The sequence below is a fragment of the Xenorhabdus sp. PB30.3 genome, assembly GCF_963895965.1.
Classification (GTDB): Bacteria; Pseudomonadota; Gammaproteobacteria; order Enterobacterales; family Enterobacteriaceae; genus Xenorhabdus; species Xenorhabdus stockiae.
Genome location: NZ_CAWQMW010000112.1, coordinates 23,819 through 48,064 on the forward strand (window position 1 = coordinate 23,819; position 24,246 = coordinate 48,064).

Consider the following 24,246-nt stretch of genomic DNA (forward strand, 5'->3'; position numbering starts at 1 on the left):
AACTTAAGTGGTCTGATTGACATCAAAAATAGTACTCGCTTTTAATAAAAACCCGGTTATAGGGTATTACTTGAATATTTATTACTGTCAATAAATTGGTGTCATGATTTACTATTTCGACGGGTGATTTTAATTGAATAAAATTAAAAATAATTTTTATTGTTAATATAATATGAGTAAATTACATTTTAATTGATACTTTACACACATTATTAATGCTGTGTATCATTTGCTTAATGAATTAACATGGACAACGGTTTCATATTGTTATATAAGTGCATGCGGGATCATTCATGTGCTATAAGGTTAATATATGAAATTCTGTTTGGCACTATATAAACCCACCTTTAATATACAGCAATATATTGACTGTTGTGTATTTCAGCTCTTATCTTCTTATCCTTAAATTCGGTTTTAATGGAAATAATTTTAACTCGTTATTTATAGGTAAAAATAATACCTTTCCAATAATAAATATTAACATTTGTTGACCAAGTCATGTGATTTATTGTTATTTTTCTAATTAGAGATATTAAAATGAAGCGCATTCCTGAGCCTTTTCGAATTAAAATGGTAGAAAATATCCGCATGACAACACGTGCAGAGCGTGAAATTGCGCTGGAAGCGGCAGGGTATAATCCGTTTATGCTGCCTTCTGATATGGTGTATATCGATCTGTTGACTGATTCTGGCACTGGCTCCATGAGTAATCAGCAATGGGCTGGTATGATGATGGGAGATGAGGCTTATGCCGGATCTCGTAGTTATTATAATCTGGTGGATAAAGTTAAAGAATTAATTGGATACGCGCATACGGTTCCTACTCATCAGGGCCGTGGGGCTGAGCAGATTTTATTTCCTGCTCTGATCGAAAGGAAAAAATTAAAAGGCGGAGCGCAAAACCCAGTATTTATTTCTAACTTTCATTTTGATACTACGATGGCGCATGTGGAATTAAATCATGCGAAGGCTATCAATGTTGTTACAGATAAGGCTTTTGATACCGGCAGTTATTATGACTGGAAGGGCAATTTTGATATTGATTTACTTCAACACACAATCAAAGAACAGGGTGAAAATAATGTAGTCGCCATTATAGTCACAATAACTTGTAATAGTACAGGTGGTCAGCCGGTTTCTCTTGCTAATATGAAAGCTGTGTATGAAATCGCAAAACAGTATGATATTCCGGTGGTCATTGATTCAGCCCGTTTTTGTGAAAATGCCTGGTTTATTAAGCAGCGGGAAAAAGGTTACGAAGATAAGTCAATTAAAGAAATCGTCAAAGAGATGTATCAATATGGCGATATGTTGACGATGTCGGCAAAAAAAGATCCCATGGTGAATATCGGTGGCCTTTGCTCTGTTCGTGATAATGAAGATCTATTTAATGAGGTAAAAATCCGCTGTATTCCGAATGAAGGGTTTGTGACTTATGGTGGGCTTGCCGGGCGTGATATGGAAGCACTGGCGATTGGGCTTGAAGAAGGTATGGATGAGAATTTTTTGTCTTATCGCATTCATCAGGTGACTTATTTAGGTGAACAGCTAAGAAAGGCGGGTATTCCTATTCAATATCCGGTTGGTGGGCATGCTGTCTTTGTGGATGCAAAACTATTTTTACCGCATATTCCAAGCGAGCAATTTCCGGCTCAGGCATTGAATAACGCGCTATATCTGGAAGCGGGTATCAGAAGTGTAGAAATTGGTTCTTTACTGCTTGGGCGAGACCCAGATACCGGTAAACAAAAAGAATCACCGATGGAACTGATGAGACTGGCTATTCCTCGCCGCGTCTATACCAATGATCATATGGATTATGTCGTTGAAGCCTTTATTGAATTAAAACAGCATGCTGCTGATATTCGCGGATTAACATTTACTTATGAGCCACCAGTGCTACGCCACTTTATGGCTAAATTAAAGCCGATTTCTGATAATTAAGTCATATACTGGGCTTCAATACACTCTCAAGTTGCTTATGCTGCAACTTGAGAATAGCGCGTATAGAACTTTAGTAATTACACGAAGTTACTGATATATTTTCTGAAAAATCAATAATATTAAAACCAGAACTTTTTGTTGTTTTAACGGTATTTGTACCTGATAACCACTGGAATGAAACTGCGGGTGCAACACTGATTGTTATATTATTCTGATGCCAGATACGCGAAGTATGAGCATGACCACAGCCGATAAATTTCACCTTATGTTTTTTACATAATGTTAATAAATCTGTGGCATTTTCCAGCATACAACTGTCCACAATGGGTGTACCAACCGGTATGATGTGGTGATGCATAAATACCGCAGTATTAAATTTCTTGTTTAAAATGATTCTTTTTTCTAATTCAGCAAGGTTATTTTGTGTAATAAAGCCATAATCCTCACCTTTAACGACAGTATCAACATAAGTAATGAACCAATTTTTATCATTATACTCACCGGAAGTGATGTTATATTTTGGTTTTATCTCTGTAATTACGGTGTCAATATTATTTTTCAGGTCATGATTTCCGGCTATTGTCATATAGGGAGTCTGACATGAATCCATTCTTTTGAAGAAGTATCGATAAGCATCGATATCACCATCATTTGTTATATCGCCGGAAACAATGATTAAATCTATTTCAGTAGCTCTCTTTATGCGGCATATTTCCTCACAGATAGTATCAAAATTATCATAAAGGTTTATATTAAATAATTGATGTTCTCTGCTCTGTGTCAGGTGGATATCGGTTATCTGAATGGCTTTCATTTTTTATTACCTCCCAAAAATAGACGGATTATATGATATTTTTTAATCGTCTACATCAGCAGATTCTGATTTGTTATTCTTATAGCGACCTCATAATTTACAATTGGTAATTTAACTCGTGTTATATTAAATATCCCGATGGTTAATTAGGCTATATTAATGGCTGGATTTAAAAGTCACGATAAAGATATTGGAGATGAAAATTTAATTAACCTGAAATGGATGAATTGATATTTTTTTATTAAAGCTTAAATTTTTTTTGAAATGTGTGAAGGAGAAATATCGATTTTAGTCGATTTTTTTATTGTTCGTCTCTTGCATTATGTTGTCTCGTTGATATCATCTTATAAGATTTAGTGTATTATGAATTTACCTTATGATTGTATATATTATAATGCAGGAGGTAAAAATAAGAAACAGGATAGGCTTTCAGTTACATACCAGAAATGTATCATGTGAATAAATTATGTTTTCTATTTTATTAGCGTGTAATTATATAGAATCTAATATTCAGGCTGTAATTGTTATTGTTTGTTTTGCCCACCAGGGAACTAATGTAAAAATTATTATTTTAAATAATAAATTCTGAAGTTGTTGTTATGAAATTTGATTTTGTATTTATTATTTTTACTCATGATTTTAAAGGTTGTGTCTCCGCGGTAAAGGCGTTCATCCTCAGGCGCATAGATGACTATGTGAATGGGATGTGGGATGACCAAGTGTAACCAACAAAGCATCAATCTGAAAGATGACGTATATATCAATAATTGAAACTTAAAAAATAACGCCCAATTTCATGGGCGTTATTTATATGAGCGTTCCGGAACCACCTTTATAAAAGGTGGTTCATTCTTTTTGCTGCTTTATTGATTATTCATTACCGCCTGAAGTAATGCTTTGCCAGTATCCTGAATATTGGGCTGCATCATCATAGAGTCATGATCTCCTTTAATCGGGATAATAGTCAGTTGCTCACTGGGTAGAATTTGATCCCATTTTAGCGCCATTGTTTCTCCTTCGGCGACTTCATCCATTGCTCTGAACAGAGTAACGTTCGTGTTTATCGCCTGTGGTATGTAACAGTTAGCTGCCACAGAGATGTTATAGCGCATTTGTACAAGATCACTGACATTTTCCCGTGTGACCTTCGGTGGTAATAAATTGAGCTTCTCAGCTAATATTAACATCGCGTCGTAATCACGTTCATTGGCTAGCTTATTGAATTCATCGTTAATGTCTTCTGGGATATCGTACGGGAGTAGTTCGAGTAGTGTGGCACTTTTCTCAAACATCATTCCGGACTGTTTCTCTTCAGCTGAATAGAAATCCAGATAATTAGAAGCGCTGTCCAGTAACCCGATAAAGTTTACTGTTTCTCCATCGGCAATTAATTGGCGGGACATTTCATAAGCAATCGTTCCGCCTGATGACCATCCAGCCAGATGGTAAGGGCCATGTGCTTGTATCTGGCGAATGCATTTAATATATTCCTGAGCCATGTTGTTGATGGTGGGCTGTATGCTTTCTTCTGCAAGGGTATCACTGGCAATAACACCATAAATTGATAATTCGTCATTATCCATATATGGCTCAAGATCGTAGGCATAGTGAACATCGCCATTGACTGCGTGAATGAGGAACAGTGAAGTATTGCTATTCCCCTGACGGACAGTCACTATATTCTGCTGTTGCGGCAGTGGCGCGTCTGACTGAATATATGTTGCCAGTTCACTGATTGTCGAGTAAACCAGCAGATCGCGGATACTGATATCTTTAGCTAAAGTCTGATTAAGACGGGTAGCAACCTGTAGGGTTAATAGGGAATGACCACCAAGCTCAAGGAAGTGATCATGGCGTCCTATTTGTTCCAGCCGGAGTACGTCCTGCCATATCGCTGCAATGAGTTCTTCTGTTTCACCGATAGGGGCTTCATAGTTGCGGCTGATAACGGAAGATTTATCCGGTGCCGGTAATGCCCGACGATCCAGTTTGCCATTAGGTGTCAGCGGGAATGTATTCAGAATCACAAAAGCACTGGGGATCATATAGCTGGCTAAGTTTACGTGCAAAGAGTGACGCAGGTCTTCCAGATCGAGAGTTGTACCCGGCTGTGGCACCAGATAGGCCACCAGACGTTTATCACCCGGAGTATCTTCCCGCACGATAACAATCGCGTCTTTAATTCCGGGATAAGCAAAGAGTCTGGCTTCAATTTCTCCCAGTTCAATGCGGAACCCGCGGATCTTAACCTGAAAATCATTGCGTCCGAGGTACTCAATCGTACCGTCCGGCAACCAGCATCCCAAATCACCTGTTTTATACATACGTGCATCAGTTTGATGGCTGAATGGATCAGGAATAAAGCGTTCTGCTGTCAGCTCAGGCTGGTTGAGATAACCCCGAGCAACGCTTGCACCGCCGATATGAATTTCCCCGGAAACACCGAGAGGAGCAGGCTGTCCCTGTCCATCGAGAATATATAGGCGGGTATTGGTTAATGGATAACCAATAGGCAGTGTTGGTTCGGTATACAGGGAATGACCATCCACTTTTAATACGGTTGCAATGACGGTGGTTTCAGTTGGGCCATAGGAGTTAATCCAGCGGCAATGTTGCGTTTCAGCCAGTGATTTCCAGAGAGTCAGATGGTGAAGCTCCGCTTTTTCGCCCCCAACGATAACCAGACGCAGCGAAGGGCTGAAATCACATCGTCCTGCGACCAGCTCCTGTACCCACTGATGCCAGAAAGCGGTGGGGAGATCGGTGACGGTAATTTTCTGCTCCCGCAGGAAACGACCGAAGTTACTGTCCGGTACACGGAGATCGGCAGGTCGCAGGATCAGGGTTGCGCCGGTTGCCAGTGTTGCAAAAATATCCGACACGGTGGTGTCGAAAGCAACAGAAGTAAATTGCAGCACACGGTCAGAAGGGGTTAATTCGTTAGTCTGACGCTGGACGTGAACGAAGTTAACCACATTACGATGCTCTATCATCACGCCTTTGGGCTGTCCGGTGGAGCCGGAGGTATAGATGATATAGGCCAGATGATGTGGTGCCAGCCCCGACTGTAAATGTTCAGGATTGTGGGTCGGTTGCTGTGCCACATTGCTCCGATGCGCTTCACTATCCATTAACCAGACTGGGACTTCTGTTGCCAGCCGGTTCTGTAAATGTTTTTGAGTCAGTAGTAGCTTCGGTTTACAGTCGGACAGAATGTAAGCCAGTCTTTCCGTCGGATAATCTGTATCCAGCGGGACATAGCCTGCACCGGCTTTCAGGATCCCGAACAGGCCGATAATCATATCCGGGCTGCGCTCAACGCAAATTGCTACCCGATCATCCGGTTGTACACCCGCGGCAATCAGAGCATGTGCCAGTTGGTTGGCCTGCTGGTTCAGTTCAGCGTAGCTGAGTTGCTCATCACCACTCACCAGCGCAATGGAATCTGGTGTGAAAGAAACCTGCTGTTCGAAGAGCTGGTGGAGCAGAATATTCTGCGGATAAGCGATTTCAGCACCGTTAAAATCCACCAGTAACTGTGTCTTTTCCGCTGGTGGCAGAACGGAGATTGCCTGAATATTTTGTGCAGGCGCGTTTTGTAATAATGAAGTAACCAGACCTTTTAGTGCGGTTGCCACATAGGCATTAATGCGACTCGGGTCAATCTGTTGGCTGCATTGGATAGTGAGTTCAAATTGGTCATCATAGGCATCAACATCCAGTGATAAAGGATAATTGCTGCGTGAATCTTTAGTGTTAAACGTTTCAATGCCTTCCCAGATTGATGCGAGTTCCTGTTCATCTTCCTCTGTTTCATCTGAACCATGACGGAAATTAAGCAGGCTGTTAAACAGGGGCAGAGAAGCGGGAATACCGCTGCAACGCTGAGCAATAACCAGAGGTGTCTGTTCATGTACCAGTAATGTGCTGAGTTGCCGGTAAGTTTCCTGTACTGTTTGCTGAACATTGCGCCCTTGCAGAATAACCCGGATGGGTAATGTATTGATAAACATCCCCATTATTTTTTCTGTTTCTTTACCGCCTTGTAACCGACCCATTAAAACAGTACCGAAGACGACATCGTCACGGCCACTACACTGAGCCAGTACCTGTGCCCAGGCAACATGAAACAGAACTGCGGTACTGACACCCTGTTGACGGGCGCATTGCTGAACCATCCGGGAAAGATCACTATCCAGTGTCAGAACATTTTCCACAACTTTATCGCCACTGTCCTTAGCATCAAGCAGGCCGAATGGCAGGGTCGGCTCTTCTACGTCTCCCAGCAGCTGACGGAAATAGGACTGGTGTTGTTCAAGGGGAATATTTTTAGTCTGGGAAATGAAATTACGATAAGGCAACGCTGTTGGCAGTTGTTCATGCTGGCCCTGTAACATGGCATTGACTTCATCAAATACCAGTTTCAGCGATAAATTATCGCAAACCAGATGGTGGTGAAGTAAGGATAAGTACCATTTATCACTATTTGGTTCTCTGGCAATGCTGGCAGATAATAACGGCGCTTTGTTGATATTCATACGGACGATATCAGGGTCGGTATAGCTCTGAATTTGTTGTTCCGCATTGATTTCAGGCGACAGTTCCAGCTCTGTGACAGGCATGGGGGCATGGCGATGAACAACCTGCACCGGCTCTGGCAGATTCTCCCAATGGACGGCAGTGCGCAGAATATCGTGGCGCTCAATGACCTGTTGTACTGTTTGCAGGAATGTATCCAGACGTGAACGACTGTCAAAAGTCATCAGCAGGTTGTCCAGATACGTATCACCGGTTGTTTCCAGCAAATGGTGGAACAGAATACCTTGCTGTAATGGCCCGAGTGGATAGATGTCCTGAATGTTACTGACACCGCCTGTCACTTGTGAGGCTATCTGGTCGATATTCGCCTGAGACAGTGTTACCAGTGGCAGCATATCCGGTGTAATTGCCTGACAGTTATCCGGGATCAGGTTTGGTGGCACAGGCGTGTTGTTTGTATCAGATTCGGTTTGCTGAGTTAAATTGGTTGCCATAGCTGCCAGTGTCGGGGATGCGAATACCGCACTGACATCAATAGCAAGGCTGTGTTGACGGAGTTTCTCAATCAGGCTGACGACCAGTAGTGAATGTCCGCCCAGCTCGAAGAAATTGTCATGGCGTCCGACTTGTTCCAGCCCCAACAGCTCCTGCCAGATACTTGCCAGTTGTTGTTCTGCTTCTCCTTCCGGTGCCTGATATTCCCGGCTGATGATGGCGGTATGGTCAGGGGCTGGCAATGCTTTGCGATCGACTTTCCCGTTGGGTGTTAGTGGGAAAGCATCCAGAACGACGTAAGCACCGGGCAGCATATACTCCATCAATTGCGCGCTTAGTTGTTCACGTAACTGGAGGATATCCAGTATTGTCTCCGGCTGTGGTATCAGGTAAGCGACCAGACGTTTATTGCCGCTTTCATCTTCATGGGCAGTTACTACAACATCTTTGACTCCATCACACTGAGCCAGTTGTGCTTCAATTTCTCCCAGTTCAATACGGAATCCACGTATTTTGACCTGAAAATCATTGCGTTCCAGATATTCAATCGTGCCGTCTGGTAGCCAGCGGCCGAGATCACCGGTTTTATACATGCGGGAATTGGCTTGTTGGCTGAACGGATCGGCAATAAATCGTTCATCAGTGAGATCAGGACGATTCAGATAACCCCGGGCGACACCTGCACCACCGATATGAATTTCCCCCGCAACGCCGATAGGAACCGGCTGCCCCTGCGTATCAAGGATATAAATTTGAGTATTGGTGAGCGGGCTACCGATAGGAACGGTATTGGTGAGGTCGGATTTTTGATTGTCTGGTTTCCATACCGTGGCGATAACGGTGGTTTCCGTCGGACCATAGGAGTTGATCCAGCGACAGGACTGAGTTTCAGGTAAAGTCTGCCAAGTATTGAAATGACGCAGTTCCGCTTTTTCACCACCGACAATCACCAGCCGTAAAGAAGGGCTGAAACCACAGCGCCCGGCGGCCATTTCCTGAACCCATAAGTGCCAGAAAGCGGTGGGCAGATCGGAAACGGTAATTGCTTGTTCCTGTAAGAACTGGCTGAAGTTTTTATCGGGTATGCGCAGCGAGGCCGATCTCAGTACTAATGTTGCTCCGGCGGCCAGTGTGGCAAAAATATCGGACACGGTGGTATCAAAGGCAACAGAGGTAAATTGCAGCACCCGATCAGAAGGTGTCAGTTCATTCGTTTCACGCTGGACATAAACAAAATTCACAACCTGACGGTGCTCAATCATCACCCCCTTCGGTTGACCTGTTGAGCCGGAAGTATAGATGATATAAGCCAGATGATGCGGTTTCAGCCCCAATTGATGAGGTTCAGGGTTGTCGGTAGGTTGTTGTGCCACATTATCCAGATAGTGATCGTTGTCCATTATCCAGACGGGAACTTCAGTATTCAGGCGGTTCTGTAAGTGCTCCTGAGTCAGTAATAGCTTCGGCTTACAGTCTGACAGAATATAGGCCAGCCGTTCAGTCGGGTATTCCGGGTCTAACGGTACATAACCGGCTCCGGCTTTCAGAATACCAAACAGCCCGATGATCATATCTGCGCCCCGTTCGACACAAATTGCTACCCGATCATCCGGTTGTACTCCGGCAGCAATCAGGGCATGGGCAAGCTGGTTCGCCTGCTGGTTCAGTTCATGATAGGTGAGCTGCTGTTCTTCACTGATTAAGGCCGGGCTGGTGGGGGAATAGGCGACCTGTTGCTCGAACAGTTGCTGGAGTAACATTTCCTGCGGATAAGAGGCTGTTCTGGCATTAAAGCCGGCCAATAACTGATTACGTTCATTCGGTGTCAGTAACGGTAAATCAGCCACACGCTGAGTATCATCAGCCACCATAACCGTTAACAGTGTTTGCAGATAGCCCGCCATCCGGTCCATCGTCGCCTGATCAAACAAATCGCTGGCATATTCCAGTTCACCGATTAAGCCTTCATCCGTGTCATGCAGTGACAGGGAGAGATCAAAGTGGGAGCTGTTTTCGGATAAATCCAGTTCGCTGATCGTTAATCCCGGTAATTCGAACTGCTGTTGTCCGGGAGTATTATCCAGAGACATCATAACCTGAAAAACCGGGCTATAACTCAGGCTGCGCGGTGGTTTTAACGCTTCAACTAATTGTTCAAACGGGAGATCCTGATTTTCAAAAGCCGTGACAGTATGAGCTTTCACGTGTGCCAGCAATTCACTGATGGTAGGGTTATCCTGTAACTGAACCCGCAGTGCTAATGTATTGACAAAAAAGCCGATTAACGGCTCCAGATCGCGATATTTACGGTTAGCGACTGGCGTACCGATAACTAAATCATGTTGCCCGCTAAGACGGGAAAGCAGTATTGACCATCCGGTCAGCAGCGTCATAAATAACGTAATGCCGTGACGTTGCGCAAAGGCTTTTAATTTTCCGGTTAAATCCGGTGACAGGGTAACCAGAGCTTCTCCACCGGCATAAGTTTGCCGCGCCGGACGGGGGCGGTCAGTGGGGAGTGTCAGAAGCGTCGGCGCATCCTGTAGCGTATTACGCCAATAATCCAGCTGCTTTTCCAGTGCCTTACCCTGTAATTCCTTCCGTTGCCAGAGAGTATAATCTGCGTACTGAATTTTTAATGGCGGTAATGGGTCAGGCTGTTCGTGGCAGAAGCTCAGGTACAGAGTAGAAAACTCCTGCATCATGACGTTAACTGACCAGCCATCAGAAATAATATGGTGCTGGGTGAGTAACAGAATATTTTCATCTTCTGCCAGTCTGAATAACTGGCCCCGAATTAAGGGGCCGTTTTCAAAATCGAAAGGATGGCTGGCTTCAGATTTGATGGCGTTCTGGATAGCATTTTGTCGATCATCATCGGCTAATAGACGCAAATCCTGCATACTTAAAGAGAAACCGAAATCTTTCCCATGAACAATTTGCCGCGCCGTTCCTTCTCCTCCGTCTTCTGCCAGCCCAATAGTGGTGCGCAGAATTTCATGGCGGGCGACAATTCTGTCCAGCGCGGCCTGTAAGGCCGCGCTGTTCAGTTGGCCCTTCAGATGAAGGGCGGCAGGAATGTGGTATGCCGTCAGGGCAGCCGGATCTAACTGAGCGAGGAACCACAGGCGCTGTTGCGCCCAGGATAGCGGGATCTCCTGCTGCGGATCACGGGCAGATATCGGTGCTTTTTCGGTTGTCAGGCTATTTTGCATACGCTCTTTCAGTTTCTTCTGGAGTACAGCCTGCCTTAATTGATTCAGTGTCTGTTCATTTTTGCTCATAGTTTATTTCCCTCTAGTTGTTCTCCATTTAACATGGCAAGCAACTCATCTTCAGATAGGTTCTCCAGCTCTTTTTGCATATCTTCAATATCCTGATCGAAAAAGGTTTCCACTTGTTTTGATAAGATAAGCTCAGCAAGTTTGGCTAATGCCGAATGACGGAAAATATCCGTAATTGAAATTTCCAGATGGAACTCTTCTTGTAATCTTGCTGATAATTGCATGATTGATAATGAGTTTCCTCCCAGCTCAAAGAAATCATCATGACGACCGACTTGCTCCAGCCCCAGTAAGGTTTGCCAGATAGCCGCCAGCTGCTGTTCTGTTTCTCCCTCTGGTGCTTCATACGCCCGCGTAGCGGTTGCAGAGCGGTCAGGAACCGGCAGTGATTTGCGATCCAGCTTGCCGTTCGGATTCAGCGGGAAGGCTTCCATTACGACAAAGGCGCTGGGGATCATATAATCCAGCAGATGAGTACTGAGCTGTTCACGTAAATCAGCGATATCCAGCTGAGCATCAGGCTGTGGAACTAAATAAGCCACCAGTCGCTTATCACCGGTTTCGTCTTCACGCACCATAGCAATAGCATCCTTGACCCCTTCACAGGCTGCCAGCTGAGTTTCTATTTCTCCCAGCTCAATGCGGAATCCGCGGATTTTGACCTGAAAATCATTCCGTCCGAGGTATTCAATCGTTCCATCCGGTAACCAGCGACCTAAATCCCCGGTCTTGTACATTCTGGCATTCGGTTGTTCACTGAACGTATCCGGAATAAAACGCTCATCAGTCAGTTCAGGCTGGTTCAGATAACCCCGCGCCACGCCGGCACCTGCAATGTGAATTTCACCGGAAACACCGATAGGAACAGGTTTTCCGCGCGTATCAAGTATATAGATACGGCTGTTGGCAAGCGGATAACCGATTGGCAGTGTTTCTGCGCTATAGGCCGGATGACTGTCCACTTTCAGAACAGTAGCAATCACCGTCGTTTCCGTCGGGCCGTAAGAGTTAATCCATCGGCATGAACGGGTTTCCGGTAGTGTCTGCCAGGTCATCAGGTGACGCAGTTCCGCTTTTTCTCCGCCGACAATCACCAGACGCAGAGAAGGGCTGAAGCCACAACGTCCTGCGGCCATTTCCTGTACCCATAAGTGCCAGAAAGCGGTAGGCAAATCAGTCACCGTGATTTGCTGTTGTTGCAGGAATTGAGCAAAAGCTCTGTCCGGAACACGCAGTTCTGACGGACGCATAATTAAGGTTGCACCTGTGGCAAGGGTGGCGAAGATATCCGATACAGTGGTATCGAACGCTACCGAAGTGAACTGAAGTACACGGTCAGATGGCGTCAGTTCATTGGTCTGACGCTGAACATGGACAAAATTAACCACGTTGTGATGCTCAATCATCACCCCTTTTGGTTGTCCGGTGGAACCGGAGGTATAGATGATATAAGCCAGATGATGCGCTGCCAGTCCCAGTTGTTGCGGGTCTGGGTTATGAGTTGGCTGTTGGGCTATACACTCGGCATGGCTATTATCATCCAGCATCCATACTGGCGTATCAGTCGATAAGCGGCTATGTAAGTGCTGCTGCGTCAGTAATAACTTCGGTGCACAATCTGACAAAATATAGTTCAGTCGTTCGGTAGGGTAATCCGTATCCAGCGGCACATATCCTGCACCGGATTTTAAAATACCGAATAAACCTATCACCATATCCAGACCACGTTCGACACAAATCGCCACCCGATCATCCGGTTTGACGCCGGCAGCAATCAGGGCATGGGCCAGTTGGTTGGCTTTCTGGTTCAGTTCACTATAGGTGAGTTGAACCTCTCCATTACTTGCAGCGTGGATCAGTGCGATAGCATCCGGCGTGAGGGCTGCCTGCTGTTCAAACAGCTGCTGGAGTAACATATCCTGCGGGCAGGTAACTTTGTCACTGTTAAAGTCTTCCAGTAGCTGAGTAAGTTCTGCTGGTGGCAGGATATTGAGGGAATGAATATCCTGTTCCGGCATTTCCTGTAAGGCCATTACCAACGCTTTCAGTGCGGTATCCATATAAGCATTAATGCGGGCCGGATTAATCTGGCGGTTGCATTGTGCAGTCAGGGCAAAGCCGTCACCAAAATCATCGACATCCAATGACAGTGGGTAATTACTGCGCTCCTCACTACTGGAGGTCTGAATACCCTGCCATACGGCTGAATCAGCCTGTTGATCGTTATGCTGGCTATGACGGAAATTAAGCAGGCTGCTGAAAAGGGGCTGAGGCGCCTGAATACCACTGCAACGCTGGGCGATGGCTAATGGAGTCTGCTCATGCTCAAGCAATGTGCTGAGCTGCTGATAAGTTTCCTGTACCACCTGTTGTGCAGTACGTTCCTGCAACATTATGCGCACGGGCAGGGTATTGATGAACATACCAAGAACCTGAGAGGTATCTGCACCTTTTAGTGACCGGCCTAATAGCACGGTGCCGAAAACAACATCTTCCCGTCCGCTGCATTGTGCAAGAACCTGTGCCCATGCGACATGGAACAGAACGGCAGCACTGACACCCTGCTGGCGGGCGCAGTCACGTATCTGGCGCGATAACTTATCATCCAGCGCCAGTCCGGCTTCCTCTATCTTATGGTGCTCATCATGGTTCCCCTGCACATCAAGTAAGTTAAACGGCAGAGTGGGTTCATCCACATCGCCCAGAAGCTGGTGGAAATAGTCCTGATGTGTCTCAACCGGAACGGCCCGGATCTGTGCGATAAAGTTACGGTAAGGCAGGGAAGGCGGCAGAGGTTCATTTTGCCCGAGCTGCAATATCTGCACTTCATTGAAGATCATTTCCAGTGACAGATGGTCACAAACCAGATGATGGTAAAGCAATGCCAGATGCCAGTGTTCGGTATGCGGATCTTTGGCAATGCAGGCGGATAATAATGGTGCTTTGGTGATATCCATACGTATCTGGCGTGGATCGGTAGCATCACGTAATTGCTGTGCTGCATCCGTACCGGCGAATAGCTCCAGTTCGGTAACGGGCAGAGGAGCATGACGATAAACCACCTGTACCGGCTCCGGCAGATTGTCCCACTGAAATGCGCTACGCAGAATGTCGTGACGATTAATAACCTGTTGCAGTGCCAGCAGGAATGTATCCAGACGTGTCCGGCTGTCGAAAGTCATCAGCAGATTATCCAGATAAATATCGCCTTTAGTTTCCAGCAAGTGGTGGAACAAAATACCTTCCTGTAACGGCCCTAATGGGTAGATATCCTGAATATTTGCAACACCATCGGGAACGTTGGCAACAATCTGGTCAATATTATTCTGGGTTAGCGTGATCAGTGGCAGCATGTCCGGTGTGATGGAATGGCTGTCATCAGTAATTAGATTGGGCGGAACCGTAAAAGTGACATTGTCACTGATTGTTGTATCCGTTATGCGTGATGCCATTGCCATCAGTGTCGGAGAAGAAAAGACCGTACTGACTTCTAGTGTAAGGTCACGCTGGCGAAGCTCTTCAATCAAATTAACAACCAGCAGGGAGTGCCCGCCTAATTCAAAGAAGTTATCATGACGGCCAACCTGTTCCAGACCGAGCAGTGTTTGCCAGATAGCCGCGAGCTGTTGTTCAGCTTCTCCCTGAGGAGCCTGATATTCACGGCTGATAAGGGCTGAACTGTCCGGCGCAGGAAGGGCTTTGCGATCCAGTTTGCCATTCGGGTTGACGGGGAAGGCATCCAGAATGACGTAAGCGCCGGGCAGCATATACTCCATCAGGCGGCTGCTCAGTTGTTCACGCAGTTGAATGATATCCAGTGTTATTCCTGGTTGTGGGATCACATAGGCGACCAGACGTTTATTACCATTTTCCTCTTTGCGAGCCACTACAACCGCATCCTTGACGCCTTCACACTGAGCCAGTTGTGCCTCAATTTCCCCCAGTTCAATGCGGAATCCCCGGATCTTGACCTGAAAATCATTGCGCTCCAGATATTCAATCGTACCGTCCGGCAGCCAGCGGCCGAGGTCACCAGTTTTATACATACGGGCATCAGTTTGCGGACTGAACGGATCAGTAACAAAGCGTTCATCCGTCAGGTCAGGGCGGTTGAGATAACCACGGGCGACGCTTAATCCACCGATATGGATCTCTCCGGCCACGCCGATAGGAACAGGCTGCCCCTGAGTATCGAGAATATAGAGTCGGGTATTGGTCAGCGGGTAACCAATCGGCACGTTCTGGTTCAGGCAGAGTGCCCGGTTTTCCGGTTTCCATACGGTGGCAATTACTGTGGCTTCGGTCGGGCCGTAAGAGTTTATCCAGCGGCAAGCCTGTGTTTCAGGCAAAGACTGCCAGGTATTGAAATGGCGTAATTCGGCTTTTTCTCCGCCAACAATCACCAGCCGTAAAGAGGGGCTGAAACCGCAGCGACCGGCCGCCATTTCCTGTACCCATAAGTGCCAGAATGCGGTCGGTAAATCGGACACGGTGATGGCCTGATCCCGCAGGAACTGACCGAATGCCTTGTCGGGAATACGCAGATGAGCGGGACGCAGTACCAGCGTTGCGCCGGTCGCCAGCGTAGCGAAAATATCGGACACCGTGGTATCAAAGGATACCGATGTGAATTGCAGCACTCGATCTGCCGAGGTCAGTTCATTTGTTTCACGTTGAACATGGACAAAATTTACGACCTGACGATGTTCAATCATGACTCCTTTCGGCTGTCCGGTGGAGCCGGAAGTATAAATAATATAAGCCAGATGGTGTGGTAACAGGCCCAGCGAGTGAGCGTCAGGATTATGAGCCGGCTGCTGTGCTGTAGTATTCAGATAATCGGTTTCGTCCATCATCCAAACAGGGATATTGGTTGTCAGGCGATCGGCTAAATGTTGCTGGGTCAGCAATAACTGCGGGGCACAATCGGACAAAATATAAGTCAGTCGCTCAGTGGGGTAATCCGGATCTAATGGCACGTAACCGGCACCGGCTTTCAGAATGCCGAACAGGCCGATAATCATATCCGGGCTACGGTCAACGCAAATCGCGACCCTGTCATCCGGTTTGACGCCGGCGGCAATCAGGACATGGGCCAGCTGGTTGGCTCGCCGGTTCAGTTCGGTGTAACTGAGCTGCTGTCCGTCACTGACCAGCGCAACGGACTCAGGCGAGTGTAACACCTGTTGTTCGAAGAGTTGTTGCAGTAACAGATCCTGCGGATAAGCGACTTCTTTCGTGCTGAATGCAGTCAGGAGCTGTGTGCGTTGCTGTGGCGTAAGCAGGGCTAAATCGGCAACGTGTTGTGTCTCATCCGCTACCATTGCCGCCAGCAGGGTTTGCAGGTGTTCCGCCATCCGTTCGATGGTGGTGTGCTCAAACAGATCACTGGCATATTCCAGTTCACCCACTAATCCGTTTTCGCTTTCACTGAATGACAGTGACACATCAAACTGAGTTGTTTTTTTGGTTAAGAGCAGCTCGTTGATGGTCAGGTCTGGTAAATTGAATTCTGATGAACCGGAAGTATTATCCAGCGCCATCATAACCTGAAAGACCGGGCTGTGACTCAGGCTGCGCGGCGGTTGTAATGCTTCCACCAACTGTTCAAAGGGCAGATCCTGATGGGCATAGGCGGCCAGCGCATGGGCTTTAACCTGCGCTAACAGGGCACCGACAGTTGGGTTGTCTTCCAGCCTGACCCGTAACGCCAGCGTATTGACGAAGAAGCCAATCAGCGGCTCCAGTTCACGGTACTGGCGGTTGGCAACGGGGGTACCGATCACGATATCCTGCTGACCGCTCAGACGGGACAGTAAAATCGCCCAGCCTGCCAGCAGGGTCATAAACAGGGTAGTACCGTTCCGCTGGCTCAGGGCGAGTAAGCCGGCATTTAATTCACGCGGCAGGGTGAAAATAACCTGATCTCCGCGGTAGCTCTGTTCCAGAGGGCGGGGGTGATCTGTTGGCAGTTCCAGTAATACCGGTGCATCCTGTAGGGTCTGACACCAGTAATTCACCTGTTGTGCTAATTTGTCACCCTGTAACCATTGCCGTTGCCATACAGCATAATCCGCATATTGAATGGACAGACGGGGGAGCGGATCAGGCTGTTGCTGACAGAAGGCGTGATAAAGCGCCGAAAATTCTTTGATCAGCACATTCAGTGACCAGCCGTCAGAAACAATATGGTGCTGAGTCACCAGCAGAATATGGTGTTCATCGCTGATTTTCAGCAATTGGGCGCGCACTAACGGCCCTTGTGTAAAGTCAAAAGGCAGGTCAGCTTCGGCCTGCTCTGCCGCTTTCAGGGCGATTTGCTGCTCCGCCGGGGATAACGGGCTGAGATCCTGCGATATCAGGGAAAAGCCGCTGCTGGGGTTGCCAATAATCTGGCTGGCTTCTCCGTCAATAACGGCAATCGTGGTACGTAGAATTTCATGCCGGGCTACAATCCTGTCCAGCGCAGCCTGTAACGCGGCCTGATTCAGCTGGCCACGCAATTCTAGTCCGCCGTCAATGTGGTAGGCTGCCTGCGCAGCGCTGTCCAGCTGGGCGAGGAACCATAAACGCTGCTGGGCCCAGGAAAGAGGCAAAGGCTGCTGGCGGTTTGCAGGCAGAATAACCGACTGAGCGGATTGGGTGGCATTCCCCAGAGACTGAGCTAAATCTGCCAGTGTCGGGTGGTTGAAGAGATCCTGCAAGGTCACTTCAATGTTCAGTTTTTCCCGTAAACGGGCTGCGACCTGCACGGTTAATAAGGAGTGCCCGCCCAGCTCAAAGAAGTGGTCATGGCGTCCGATATGTTCCACTCCCAATAAACTCTGCCAAATATCGGCCAGTGTCTGCTCCATTTCTCCCTGCGGTTCAGCATATTCACGCTGGACAATGGCTGAACTGTCCGGCGCAGGCAGGGCTTTACGATCCAGTTTGCCATTCGGGTTGACGGGGAAGGCCTCCAGAATGACATAAGCGCCGGGTAGCATATATTCCACCAGACGGCTGCTTAACTGCTCGCGTAACTGAAGCAAATCAAGCGTAACTCCCGGCTGTGGCACCAGATAAGCCACCAGACGTTTATTGCCGTTTTCCTCTTCACGTGCGACGACCACTGCATCCTTGACTCCGTCACACTGAGCCAGCCGGGCTTCAATTTCCCCTAGTTCAATGCGGAATCCCCGGATCTTGACCTGAAAATCATTACGTTCCAGATATTCAATCGTGCCGTCCGGCAGCCAGCGGCCGAGGTCACCGGTTTTATACATACGGGCATTCGGTTGCGGACTGAACGGATCAGTAATAAAGCGCTCTGCGGTCAGATCAGGGCGGTTGAGGTAGCCACGGGCGACGCTTAATCCTCCGATATGGATCTCGCCGGCTACGCCGATAGGAACAGGCTGTCCCTGAGTATCGAGAATATAGAGGCGGGTATTGGTCAGCGGATAGCCAATCGGCACGGTGTTGGTGAGGCAGAATTCATGGTTATCCGATTTCCACATCGTGGCATTAACGGTGGTTTCAGTCGGACCATAGGAGTTTATCCAGCGGCAGGCCTGTGTTTCAGGCAAAGACTGCCAGGTATTGAAATGACGTAATTCCGCTTTTTCTCCGCCGACCAGCACCAGTCGTAAAGAAGGGCTGAAACCGCAGCGACCGGCCGCCATTTCCTGCATCCATAAATGCCAGAACGCGGTGGGCAAATCGGAAACAGTAATAGCCTGCTCCCGCAGGAACTGGCTGAATGCCTTGTCGGGAATACGCAGATGAGCGGGACGCAGTACCAGCGTTGCGCCGGTCGCCAGTGTAGCGAAAATATCGGCGACTGTCGTATCAAAGCAAACGGAAGTAAATTGCAGTACCCGATCTGCCGGGGTCAGCTCATTGGCTGCACACTGGACATGAACAAAGTTCACGACCTGACGGTGTTCAATCATGACTCCTTTCGGCTGTCCGGTGGAGCCGGAAGTGTAAATAATATAAGCCAGATGGTGTGGTAACAGGCCCAGCGAGTGAGCGTCAGGATTATGAGCCGGCTGCTGTGCCGCGGTGTTCAGGTAACTCATATCGTCCATCACCCAAACAGGAATATCGGTCGTCAGGCGATCGGCTAAGTGTTGCTGGGTCAGCAATAACTGCGGGGCACAATCGGACAAAATATAAGCCAGCCGTTCTGTCGGGTAATCCGGGTCTAACGGCACGTAACCGGCGCCGGCTTTCAGAATGCCGAACAGACCGATAATCATATCCGGGCTGCGGTCAACGCAAATGGCGACCCTGTCATCCGGCTTGACGCCGGCGGCAATCAGGGCATGGGCCAGCTGGTTGGCTTGCCGGTTCAGTTCGGTATAACTGAGCTGCTGTCCGTCACTGACCAGCGCAACGGACTCAGGCGAACGTAACACCTGTTGTTCGAAGAGTTGTTGCAGTAACAGATCCTGCGGGTAAGCGATTTCTGTGGTGCTGAATTCGGTCAGGAGCTGTGTGCGTTGCTGTTGTGTGAGCAGGGCTAAATCGGCGACGTGTTGTGTCTCATCCGTCACCATCGCCGTCAGCAGGGTTTGCAGGTGTTCCGCCATCCGTTCGATGGTGGCGTGCTCAAACAGATCGCTGGCATATTCCAGTTCACCCACTAATCCATTTTCGCTCTCACTGAAGGACAGCGATACATCAAACTGAGTTGTTTTTCTGTCTAAAGGCAGATGGTTGATGGTCAGGTCTGGTAAATTGAATTCTGATGAACCGGAAGTATTATCCAGCCCCATCATCACCTGAAAGACCGGGCTGTGACTCAGGCTGCGCGGCGGTTGTAATGCTTCCACCAATTGTTCAAAGGGCAGATCCTGATGGGCATAGGCGGCCAGCGCATGGGCTTTGACCTGCGCTAACAACGCGCTCACCGTCGGATTGTCTTCCAGCCTGACCCGTAACGCCAGCGTATTAACGAAGAAGCCAATCAGCGGCTCCAGTTCACGGTATTGGCGGTTGGCAACGGGGGTACCGATCACGATATCCTGCTGACCACTTAGTCGGGACAGTAAAATCGCCCAGCCTGCCAGCAGGGTCATAAACAGGGTGGTACCATGCCGCTGGCTCAGGGCGAGTAAGCCGGCATTTAACTCACTTGGCAGGGTGAAAACGACCAGATCTCCGCGGTAGCTCTGCTCCAGAGGGCGTGGGTGATCTGTTGGCAGCTCCAGTAATACCGGCGCATCCTGTAGGGTCTGACACCAGTAATTCACCTGTTGTGCTAATTTGTCACCCTGTAACCATTGCTGTTGCCACACGGCATAATCCGCATACTGAATGGGCAGGTGAGGGAGCGGATCGGGCTGTTGCTGGCAGAAAGCCTGATAAAGCGCTGAAAACTCTTTGATCAGCACATTCAGTGACCAGCCGTCAGAAACAATATGGTGCTGAGTCACTAACAGAATATGGTGTTCATCACTGATTTTCAGCAGTTGGGCGCGGACTAACGGCCCTTGTGTAAAGTCAAAAGGCTGGTCAGCTTCGGCCTGCTCTGCCGCTTTAAGGGCGATTTGCTGTTCCGCCGGGGATAACGGACTGAGATCCTGCGATATCAGGGAAAATCCGCTGTCAGGGTTGCCAATAATCTGACGGGTTTCTCCGTCAATAACGGCAATCGTGGTACGCAGGATCTCATGGCGGGCTACAATCCTGTCCAGCGCAGCCTGTAACGCGGCCTGATTTAGCTGGCCCCGCAATTCTAGCCCGCCGGCAATGTGGTAGGCTGCCTGTGCAGCGCTGTCCAGCTGGGCGAGGAACCATAAACGCTGCTGGGCCCAGGAAAGAGGTAAAGGTTGCAGGCGATCCGCGGGCAGAATAATCGACTGAGTGGATTGGGTGGCATTCCCCAGAGACTGAGCTAAATCAGCCAGTGTCGGGTAGGTGAAGAGATCCTGTAAGGTCACTTCAATGTTCAGTTTTTCGCGTAAACGGGCTGCAACTTGCACCGTTAATAACGAATGCCCGCCCAGCTCAAAGAAATTATCATGACGGCCAACCTGCTCCAGCCCAAGCAGTGTTTGCCAGATAGCCGCCAGCGTTTGCTCCATTTCTCCCTGCGGTTCGGCATATTCACGCTGGACGATGGCCGAACTGTCCGGCGCAGGCAGGGCTTTGCGATCCAGTTTGCCATTCGGGTTGACGGGGAAGGCCTCCAGAATGACATAAGCGCCGGGCAGCATATACTCCATCAGGCGGCTGCTTAACTGTTCGCGTAACTGAAGCAAATCAAGCGTAACTCCCGGCTGTGGCACCAGATAAGCCACCAGACGTTTATTGCCGTTTTCCTCTTCGCGAGCCACCACAACCGCATCTTTGACCCCGTCACACTGGGCCAGCCGGGCTTCAATTTCCCCCAGTTCAATGCGGAATCCCCGGATCTTGACCTGAAAATCATTGCGCTCCAGATATTCAATCGTACCGTCCGGCAGCCAGCGGCCGAGGTCACCGGTTTTATACATACGGGCATCAGTTTGCGGACTGAACGGATCAGTAACAAAGCGTTCATCCGTAAGGTCAGGGCGGTTGAGATAACCACGGGCGACGCTTAATCCACCGATATGGATCTCTCCGGCCACGCCGATAGGAACAGGCTGTCCCTGAGTATCGAGAATATAGAGGCGGGTATTGATCAGCGGGTAACCAATCGGCACGTTCTGGTTCAGGCAGAGTGCCCGGTTTTCCGGTTTCCATACGGTGGCGATTACGGTGGTTTCGGTCGGGCCGTAGGAGTTTATCCAGCGGCAGGCCTGAGTTTCAGGCAAAGACTGCCAGGTATTGAAATGGCGTAATTCCGCTTTTTCTCCGCCAACAATCACCAGCCGTAAAGAAGGGCTGAAACCGCAGCGACCGGCCGCCATTTCCTGTACCCATAAATGCCAGAATGCAGTTGGTAAATCGGAAACAGTAATAGCCTGATCCCGCAGGAACTGACCGAATGCCTTGTCGGGAATACGCAGATGAGCGGGACGCAGTACAAGTGTTGCGCCGGTCGCCAGCGTAGCGAAAATATCGGACACCGTGGTATCAAAGGATACCGATGTGAATTGCAACACCCGATCTGCCGGAGTCAGTTCATTCGTTTCACACTGGACATGAACAAAATTGACGACCTGACGGTGTTCAATCATGACTCCTTTTGGCTGTCCGGTGGAGCCGGAAGTATAAATAATATAAGCCAGATGGTGTGGTAACAGGCCCAGTGAGTGAGCGTCAGGATTATGAGCTGGCTGCTGTGCCATTGTGTTCAGGTAATCGATTTCGTCCATCACCCAAACAGGAATATCGGTCGTCAGACGATCGGCTAAGTGTTGCTGGGTCAGTAATAATTGCGGGGTACAGTCAGACAGAATATAAGCCAGCCGTTCTGTCGGGTAGTCCGGATCTAATGGCACGTAACCGGCGCCGGCTTTCAGAATGCCGAACAGGCCGATAATCATATCCGGGCTACGGTCAACGCAAATCGCCACCCTGTCATCCGGCTTGACGCCGGCGGCAATCAGGGCATGGGCCAGTTGGTTGGCTCGCCGGTTCAGTTCGGTGTAACTGAGCTGTTGCCCGTCACTGACCAGTGCAACGGACTCAGGTGAGCGTATCACCTGTTGTTCGAAAAGCTGTTGCAGTAACAGATCCTGCGGGTAGGTGACTTCTTTCGTACTGAATTCAGTCAGGAGCTGTGTGCGTTGCTGTGGTGTAAGCAACGCTAAATCGGCGACTTGTTGTGTTTCATCCGCCACCATTGCCGTCAGCAGGGTTTGCAGATGGTCCACCATCCGTTCAATGGTGGCGTGTTCAAACAGATCCCGGGCATATTCTAAATCACCGACTAATCCGTTTTCTGTATCATAGAGTGTGAGAGTCAAATCAAAGTAGGCACTTTCTCTGACCAGAGGAAGTTCGCTCAATTTTAATCCTGCTAACTCAAACTGCTTTTGTTCTGATTGGTTATCAAGAGTCAGCATGACCTGAAAAATAGGGCTGTGGCTCAAACTGCGGGTAGGTCGCAGCGCTTCAACAAGTTGTTCGAAGGGTAAATCCTGATGTGCATAAGCGCCCAGTGCACGCTTTTTCACCTGTGTCAGCAACTCACTGACACTTAAGTTATCACTTAACTGAATACGCAATGCCAGCGTATTGGCAAAGAAACCGATTAATGATTCCAGCTCAGGTTGCTGACGATTGACAATGGGTGTTCCTATGACCAGATCGTCCTGCCCGCTGAAACGGGAAAGTAATACCGCCCAGCCCGCCATCAGGGTCATAAATAGAGTCGTTCCATGACGCTGGCTGAGATTTTTCAAACCGGCACTCAGTTCAGCAGGAAATGCCAGCTCAACACGGTTACCTTTATAACTCTGTTGTACCGGACGGGGTTTGTCAGTGGGTAATTCGAGTAATTCAGGAGCATCCTGTAACTGTTCACGCCAGTAATTTAACTGTGTTTCGAGTCGTTCACCCTGTAACCATTGCTGCTGCCAGAGTACGTAATCAGCATACTGGAGAGATAATTCAGGCAATGGATCCGGTTGTTCCTGACTAAAAGCCTGATAAAGAGTGGAAAGTTCCTGAATTAATAATCTGACAGACCAGCCATCCGAGATAATGTGATGTTGTGTTAATAACAGAACATATTCATCTTCAGCCAAATGCAATAAATGCCCTCTGAGTAATGGCCCACAGATAAAATCGAAAGGTCTGACAGCTTCGTCATGAGCACGCTTTTCGACGGCTGCCTGTTGTTCTGGCTCTGGTAAATGGCGAATATCCTCAGACGTCAAAGCAAACCCGCTATCGGGATGCCCGATAACCTGCCGGGCGGTTCCGTTAGTGGAGATAAACGTTGTCCGCAGGATCTCGTGACGGGCGACAATCCTGTCCAGCGCTGCCTGTAGTGCGCTCTGATTAAGCTGACCCTGTAGATGTAATCCCACAGGCATGTGATATGCCGTTTGAGCAGATGAATCTAATTGTGTCAGGAACCAGAGCCGTTGCTGTGTCCAGGACAAGGGGATATCACCCTTGCGAGGCTGAGGGAGGATCTCAGTTTTTTGTGTGTATTGACGGGATAGCTTGGCGGCTTTGGCTAACTCAAGTAGCCTTTTCCGTTCAGCTAATGGTAAAGAAATTAATTCATTATTATTCATTGTT

Annotated in this window: 4 protein-coding genes; 1 reads left to right on the forward strand and 3 read right to left on the reverse strand. The window is 48.4% G+C overall.

Features of this window, described 5'->3' with window-relative positions; genetic code table 11:
- The first annotated feature begins 537 nt into the window (after positions 1 to 537).
- Positions 538 to 1,944: a tryptophanase gene (tnaA, locus tag AACX38_RS07360; protein WP_228863849.1), complete on the forward strand. Its 1,407-nt coding sequence runs from the start codon at positions 538 to 540 to the stop codon at positions 1,942 to 1,944.
- Between the two features lie 70 nt (positions 1,945 to 2,014).
- On the opposite strand, the gene AACX38_RS07365 is transcribed toward tnaA, so the two are convergent.
- From AACX38_RS07365 to AACX38_RS07375, 3 genes are all read right to left on the reverse strand, one after another.
- Positions 2,015 to 2,758 (reverse strand): metallophosphoesterase family protein, encoded by a 744-nt coding sequence (locus AACX38_RS07365; protein ID WP_228863850.1) that lies wholly within the window; start codon positions 2,756 to 2,758, stop codon positions 2,015 to 2,017.
- Between the two features lie 863 nt (positions 2,759 to 3,621).
- A complete protein-coding gene (locus AACX38_RS07370) occupies positions 3,622 to 11,076 on the reverse strand; it encodes an amino acid adenylation domain-containing protein (RefSeq protein WP_228863851.1) in 7,455 nt (2,484 codons plus the stop codon).
- Positions 11,073 to 24,242, reverse strand: coding sequence for a non-ribosomal peptide synthetase (locus AACX38_RS07375; protein ID WP_228863852.1), 13,170 nt, complete (start codon positions 24,240 to 24,242; stop codon positions 11,073 to 11,075). Before AACX38_RS07375 ends, AACX38_RS07370 begins: the two co-directional genes overlap by 4 nt.
- Positions 24,243 to 24,246 lie beyond the last annotated feature (4 nt).

Coding starts and splice junctions, on each gene's coding strand:
- tnaA (WP_228863849.1), top strand. CDS start 538: ATGAAGCGCATTCCTGAGCCTTTTCGAATTAAAATGGTAGAAAATATC.
- AACX38_RS07365 (WP_228863850.1), bottom strand. CDS start 2,758: ATGAAAGCCATTCAGATAACCGATATCCACCTGACACAGAGCAGAGAA.
- AACX38_RS07375 (WP_228863852.1), bottom strand. CDS start 24,242: ATGAATAATAATGAATTAATTTCTTTACCATTAGCTGAACGGAAAAGG.
- AACX38_RS07370 (WP_228863851.1), bottom strand. CDS start 11,076: ATGAGCAAAAATGAACAGACACTGAATCAATTAAGGCAGGCTGTACTC.